We start from the raw sequence: 6578 nt of genomic DNA, 5'->3' as shown, positions 1-6578 counted from the left end.
GACCAACATCGCCGCCGCAGCCGACCACTACCGGTCACGCCCCGACCACGCCACCGCACTCCTCAAGATCACCTGCTGAGAACGCATCAGCCCTGGGTCTTCCGCCCTGCTGTTCGGCAAGGCCACCAAGGCGTGGCTGGCGATTTTCGTCGTGCTCAGCGTCGGCGGCGTGCTGTGGGCCGGTTCCCAGACGCCGATGGGGTGGGCGTTCTACCTGATCGTCGTGCTCGCGGGAATCTTCTTGTCCTATCTGGTCGTACGTGTGGACCTGGATGATCCGCAATCGTGCTGGGACACCTTCGTCGCCAACACGTACTTCGGCTGGATCGTTCTCGCGGCCGCGGTCGCCGGGCAGTTCACATGAAGGATGAGCTACGTATGACGGATTCGATGTGGCAGGGCAGTGGCGTCGACCTGGACGCCTACCTGACCCGCGTGGGCTACCAGGGCGACGTGGCTGCGGACCTCTCCACGCTGCGGGGTCTGCACGCCGCCCACGTCGACGCGATCGCCTTCGACAACCTCGACGCGGTGCTCGGGCGGCCGACGGTGCCGTTGGACCTGGACAGCGTCCAGGAGAAGATCGTGCGACAGGGCCGCGGCGGCTGGTGCCTGGAACAGGTCGTCCTGATGGCGGCGGTGCTGGACCGGATCGGCTTCACGTTCTCGGCGTTCGCGGGCAGGACACGGATCCGCACCGGGAACAAGTTCGGTCCGGCACTCCACGTAGCCCTGTGCGTGCAGCTCGACGACGAACGCTGGATCTTCGACGTGGGTTTCGGTGCATACGGGCCGCACGTCCCCATCCGCCTCGCCGAGAACTCGCGGCTGGACGGCGATTGGCCCTTCGACGTGGTGCGGGAACCGAGTGGTGAACACGTGCTGCGGTTCCTTCGACCTGAGGGTCCCGCAGAGCTCTACGGTTTCACCACCGACGCGCGCTATCCGTCGGACTTCGAGCTCCTCAACCATTTCTGCCTGACTCACCCGCGCTCGCCGTTCAACCACCGCATGGTCCTCCAGCGCACTCAGCCCGACGTGAGGCACCTCCTCGTCGGCAGCACTCTCACGGAGATACGTCCCGCAGAGCCGGCGACCTTCCGGGAACTCGACAAGGACGAGACGCTTTCCGCTCCCGAGGAAATCTTCGGGATCACCTTGGAACCGGGCGACGTCCAAACGCTCCGGAAGATCTTGGACGGCCCGTGATGCGTACCTTGCTGCTGGACAACTACGACTCGTACACCTTCAACCTGTACCAGTTGATCGCCGAGATCAACGGCCGGGAGCCCGTCGTCATGGTCAACGACGATCCGATGTTGTCCAGCCTGCGGCTGGAGGACTTCGACAACATCGTCGTCTCGCCCGGCCCTGGACGGCCGCAGAACCCGCGCGACGTCGGCCTCCTCGGCGACCTGCTGCGTCGCACCACGCTGCCCGTGCTGGGCGTCTGCCTCGGCCATCAGATGATCGCGCACCTGGCCGGAGCGTCGGTGGCCGCCGCGCCCGAACCGAGACACGGGTACCTCGCCAAGGTCTCCCACGAGGGAGATCCGCTGTTCGCCGGCATTCCGCGGGAATTCGTCGCGGTTCGCTACCACTCGCTGTGCGTGCAGGAGCCCCTGCCCGAGGAGCTCATCGCCACCGCGTGGGCAGACGACGGTGTACTCATGGCGCTGCGTCACCGCGATCTGCCGCAGTGGGGCGTGCAGTTCCACCCCGAGTCGATAGCTTCCCAGTACGGGCGTGAGATCCTGCGGAACTTCGCCGATCTGACCCGCCGGACGCAGCACAAACAACGGCCCTCCGTCACCGACACCGGAACGGACACGGACACCGGCACCGGCACCGCACTGGCCGGCGAGACGCCCGGCGCGGTCGAGGAACTGGGAATCATCAGCACGGCCGTGCCGACCGCTGCCGATTCCGAGGCCATCTTTCTGAAGCTCTTCGACAACACCCCGTACTGCTTCTGGCTGGACAGCAGCCGGGTGGAGGAGGGCCTGTCCCGGTTCTCGTTCCTCGGCGACACGTCAGGTCCGCTCAGCGAGGTCCTGACCTACCGCACCGGCAGCGGGACAGTGGAAGTGCGCGACGCGAACGGCGTCGGCATCGTCACCGGCAGCGTGTTCGACGTCCTCGAACAGCGGCTGCGCGACCGGCGCATCCCCGACTCGGACCTGCCGTTCGACCTGACCGGCGGCTACGTCGGCTACTTCGGCTACGAACTCAAAGCCGAATGCGGGGCCACGGCCAGCCACACCGCCGAAACGCCGGACGCCATCTGGATGTTCGCCGATCGCGTCATCGCGGTCGACCACCAGGAGGGACTGACCTACCTGGTGGCCGTCCACGACGAGAAGACCCGGCGTGACGCGCAGGAGTGGGTGGAACGGACGTCCGCGCTCCTGACGGGCCTGAACCCGGCCGATGTCGAGCCGCCGCGCGAACCCGCCGCCGGCCCGCCCCCGAATGCCGAGGAGTACCTCGGCCGCGGCCGGAGCCAGTACCTGGCGGACATCACGGAGTGCCAGCGGCAGCTGAACCGGGGCGAGAGCTACGAGATCTGCCTGACCAACAAGTTGCACATGCCGTTCCACGACGACGACACGTCCTTCTACCTGCGGCTGCGCCGGGCGAACCCGGCACCGTACGCCGCGCTCCTACGCCTGGGCGACGTCACGGTCTTCAGCTCCTCGCCGGAGCGGTTCCTGCGCATCGAGAGGGACCGCACGGTCACCAGCAAGCCGATCAAGGGCACGGCCCCGCGCGACGCCGACCCGGTGCGCGACGCCGAACTGGCCGCCGTCCTCGCCTCCAGCGCCAAGACTCAGGCCGAGAACCTGATGATCGTCGACCTGTTGCGCAACGACCTGGGCCGGGTGTGCGAGGTGGGCAGCATCGAGGTCGACCCGTACCTGGCCGTCGAGAGCTACGAGACCGTGCACCAACTGGTCTCCACCGTTCGCGGACGGCTCAGTGACGGGGTCAGCGCGATGGACTGCGCCCGGCAGTGCTTCCCGGGCGGGTCGATGACCGGAGCGCCGAAGCTGCGCACCATGGAGATCATCGACCGCTTGGAGACGGAGGCCCGGGGTGTCTACTCCGGCGCCCTCGGCTACTTCGGCCTCTCCGGCGGCACGGAACTGAACATCGTGATCCGCACCGCGGTCCGTGTCGGTGACCGGTTGACCATCGGAGCCGGCGGGGCGATAGTGCTCGACTCCGACCCGCACGAAGAGTACGAGGAGATGCTGCTCAAGGCGGCGGCGTCGCTCCGCGCCTGGCGTGCGCCGGCGGTGTCGGACGTGGGCGGCTCCCGACGATGAACACGGCAAAGAGCACGGCCACCGACCAGGGCGTCCGCCGGTGCTGGGACCCCGATGGCGGATGGTCGACGGCCGACGCCGCCGGGACGGTGCTGGCCATCGACTCCTGGCTCGTGGACGAGGGGCGGGTGCGGGGACTCGACCGGCACGCCGAACGCTTCGGTTCGGCCTGCGACCGGTTCGGCGGACCGGGAGCCGAACGGACGAACCGGTTCCTGCGGGCGGTCGCCGAGTCGCTGCCCGCGCAAGGCCGATGGTTTCCTCGCGTCGAACTCGTGGAGACCGGGTCGGGAACGCGGCTGCGGATGTGGCTGCGCCCCGCGCCACCGCGCACCGCGACCGTCCGGTTGTGGACCGCGGCGGGACCCGACCGCCGTCGACTGCCGGCCGTCAAGGGCGCCGACCTGGATCACCTGGCCTCCCTACGCGCTGCCGCGGCTGCGGCGGGAGCTGACGAGCCGGTGCTGGTCTCGACGGAAGGGCATGTGGTCGAAGGGGCGTCCACGAGCATCGTCTGGTGGCGGGGCGACACGCTGTGCGGGCCACCACCCGGCCCCGGCCTGCTCCCCGGGATCACCCGCGCCCTGCTCGGCGAGCTCGCCGCCACGGCAGGGCACCAGGTCGTCACCGAGCAGGCCACCGCGTCGGATCTCGCCGGCGTCCCCGTCTGGACGCTGAACGCCCTGCACGGCATCCGGCCGGTCACCGAGGGGCTGGGCCGGTTCCAGGACACGGACGCCGCAGCGGCCGAGCGCTGGCAGTCGCGCCTGGCCGCGCTCGCCGTTGCGGCCGACGCCTCGCTGATTCCTGTGGTGAACCCATGAAGGAGGTTTCCCGATGACCTCGGCACGTGAAGAGCCCACGTACGAGCGCGACTTGCTGGTGCAGCTGACGCGCCGCTGGGGGAAGCGAGTGGCCGTCAAGAAGGACGAGCTCGACCTCGACGGTCACTTCGACACGGCGATGCCGGACTTCCCCGAACGCCTCGTCCCGGTGCTGGGACTGCCGGGTGCCGACCGGCTCGACCAGGACGCTCGCGAGCGCATCCTGTCCGCGGCGTGGATCTCCTACAACGCCAAGACCGCGGCCATCGAGGACGAGATCATCTTGCCGGCCTGCCGGTTGATGCTCCAGGAACGGATCCCCGTCCGCCACGACGACGTCGCCGTCGACGCGCTGCACCAGACGATCATCGATGAGCACTACCACATCCTGATGTGCCACAACGCCGTCGGCGTGACCCGCAGGCGGCGCGACCTGACGGACCTGCGGTTCGCGCCGGGCGCCTGGTCGGTCGTCCGGGAGCTGGAAGCCACCCGCGCCGGGCTGTCCGGGTTCGACCGCGACATCGTCGACATCGCGTTCTCCCTGGCCGCCGAGACGACGATCAACGGGTTCCTCTCCACACTCGGCACCGCCCAGGAGATCCAGCCGATGAACCGGATCACCACCGATCTGCACCGGCGGGACGAGAGCGGACACGCGGTGGTGTTCCGTGAGTTGTGCGGCTCGCTCTACCGGAACCTGGACGGCGCACTGCAGCGGACGTTCCGCGAAGCGCTCGTCGCCGGGCTGACCGCGTTCCGCTCCGCGGACCTGGACCCCTGGGTGACCGTGGCGGCCCAGGGCGGCTTCGAGATCGACACCGATCAGCTGAGCGAGTGGGCCGCCTCCCGTCCCGTGCCCGCGCGGGACACCGGACCGTTGCAGCTGCTGCTCGACGACCTGGGCATCAGCCACGATCTCGTCGAGATGGTCCACCCATGACCGCCCCGCACCGTTGAGCCGTGAGAAGCGGACGGAGATCCTGTTGACCCCCACCGGCGAAGCCGCCGCGCACTGGCGCACACTTGTCGCCCATCAGCGGCCGGAGTGGCCTAGCCTGGCTGAGCTCGGCGACGTGATGGATCAGCTGGCAGCCGTGCTCCCGTTGGTCACGCCGCAGGAGTGCGACACGCTCACCGCTCGACTCGCCCAGGCGGCAGAGGGCAAAGCGTTCCTGCTGCAGGGTGGCGACTGCGCCGAACGCTTCGGCCGCCTCTCGACGCAGGCGATTCACAGCAAACTACGCCTCCTGCAGCAGATGGCCGTGATCCTGGCGTACGCGTCGGCGGTGCCGGTGGTCACGGTGGGCCGGATGGCCGGGCAGTACGCGAAGCCCCGATCCCGGCCGACCGAGACCGTCGACGGGCGCACGCTGCCGGTCTACCGGGGCGACGCGGTGAACGGCGTCGGCTTCAGCCAGGCCGAACGACGGCCGGACCCGTCCCGGCTGCTTCGGATGTACGACGCTTCGCGCTACACCCTGGACGCCATGCGCGCATTCGCCCGTGTCGGCACCGATCTACGCCAACTGCACGAGGAGAACCAGGACTTCGTCTCACGCTCGGCTGCCGGTGAACGCTACGGCGAACTCGCCGGTCGAATCGGCCGGGCACTGTCCTCCAAGGACGCGCGCGGCGGCGATCCGTCGCGCACCACGGAGTTGTTCGCCAGCCACGAGGGATTGCTGCTCGACTACGAGGCCGCGCTGACCCGTTACGAGCCGCGTTCCGGCCGAAGGTACGCGGGCAGCGGCCACATGCTGTGGATCGGCGACCGCACCAGACAGCTCGACGGCGCCCACGTCGCCTACTTCGCGACCATCGACAACCCGATCGCGGTGAAGCTGGGCCCTGCCACCACGCCCGAGCAGGCGCTGGCCCTGATCGACCGCCTCGACCCCGACCGGCGGCCGGGCCGGCTGACGTTCATCGTGCGCATGGGCGCACACCGCGTGCGGCACCTGCTGCCGGAACTCGTGGAGAAGGTCACGGCTTCCGGCGCGCCGGTGGTGTGGGTGTGCGATCCGATGCACGGCAACACCTTCGAGGCGCCCAGCGGGCACAAGACCAGGCGGTTCGACGACATCCTCGCCGAGGCCGCCGGCTTCTTCGAGGTGCACCAGGCGCTCGGCACCCACGCCGGCGGACTGCACGTGGAGCTGACCGGCGAGGACGTGACCGAGTGCGTCGGCGGCGGCGCCGATCTGGGTTTCGACGACCTGCACCGCAGGTACGAGTCGGCGTGCGACCCGCGCCTCAACGGAGGCCAGGCGCTTGACCTGGCCTTCCTGGTAGCCGAGATGTTCAACCCGGGAGCAACCGGCGTCGTGGCACCGGAGGCAGCGGTGAACGCCGCGGCCCAGGGCGCAAGTCACAGCAACTCTCCCGCCTAGTTCGCCGCGTGAAACCAGCAACATTTTCGAGT

6 protein-coding genes are annotated in these 6578 nt (G+C 69.1%); all 6 read left to right on the top strand.

The window, feature by feature from the left end:
* The first annotated feature begins 151 nt into the window (after window positions 1-151).
* Genes ACZ52R_RS07125 through ACZ52R_RS07100 form a run of 6 tightly spaced genes read left to right on the top strand, consistent with a single transcriptional unit; the run spans window position 152 to window position 6546 of the window.
* The gene (locus ACZ52R_RS07125; protein WP_465753018.1) at window positions 152-364 is read left to right on the top strand and encodes a hypothetical protein; all 213 of its coding nucleotides are present in this window, start codon (window positions 152-154) and stop codon (window positions 362-364) included.
* A 14-nt stretch (window positions 365-378) separates the two neighbouring features.
* Complete coding sequence (locus ACZ52R_RS07120) at window positions 379-1209, top strand: arylamine N-acetyltransferase family protein (RefSeq protein ID WP_360263029.1); 831 nt, start codon at window positions 379-381, stop codon at window positions 1207-1209.
* The gene (gene pabB, locus ACZ52R_RS07115; protein WP_465753016.1) at window positions 1209-3329 is read left to right on the top strand and encodes an aminodeoxychorismate synthase component I; all 2121 of its coding nucleotides are present in this window, start codon (window positions 1209-1211) and stop codon (window positions 3327-3329) included. The genes ACZ52R_RS07120 and pabB overlap by 1 nt, the downstream gene beginning before the upstream one ends.
* Entirely contained in the window at window positions 3326-4153 is an 828-nt protein-coding gene (locus tag ACZ52R_RS07110) for an aminotransferase class IV (protein ID WP_465753014.1), read from the top strand. Before pabB ends, ACZ52R_RS07110 begins: the two co-directional genes overlap by 4 nt.
* 13 nt (window positions 4154-4166) lie before the next feature.
* On the top strand, window positions 4167-5096 hold the full coding sequence (locus ACZ52R_RS07105; protein ID WP_465614751.1) for an AurF N-oxygenase family protein: 930 nt from the start codon (window positions 4167-4169) through the stop codon (window positions 5094-5096).
* A gap of 40 nt (window positions 5097-5136) precedes the next feature.
* Window positions 5137-6546: a class II 3-deoxy-7-phosphoheptulonate synthase gene (locus ACZ52R_RS07100; RefSeq protein ID WP_465753033.1), complete on the top strand. Its 1410-nt coding sequence runs from the start codon at window positions 5137-5139 to the stop codon at window positions 6544-6546.
* Window positions 6547-6578: the final 32 nt, after the last annotated feature.

The sequence above is a fragment of the Kitasatospora sp. NPDC034023 genome, assembly GCF_055575795.1.
This window is presented reverse-complemented; position numbering and strand designations above follow the sequence as displayed.

What these genes read in the sequence shown, in the direction of transcription:
- ACZ52R_RS07120 (WP_360263029.1), top strand. Translation starts at nt 379, where the DNA reads ATGACGGATTCGATGTGGCAGGGCAGTGGCGTCGACCTGGACGCCTAC.
- pabB (WP_465753016.1), top strand. Translation starts at nt 1,209, where the DNA reads ATGCGTACCTTGCTGCTGGACAACTACGACTCGTACACCTTCAACCTG.
- ACZ52R_RS07110 (WP_465753014.1), top strand. Translation starts at nt 3,326, where the DNA reads ATGAACACGGCAAAGAGCACGGCCACCGACCAGGGCGTCCGCCGGTGC.
- ACZ52R_RS07105 (WP_465614751.1), top strand. Translation starts at nt 4,167, where the DNA reads ATGACCTCGGCACGTGAAGAGCCCACGTACGAGCGCGACTTGCTGGTG.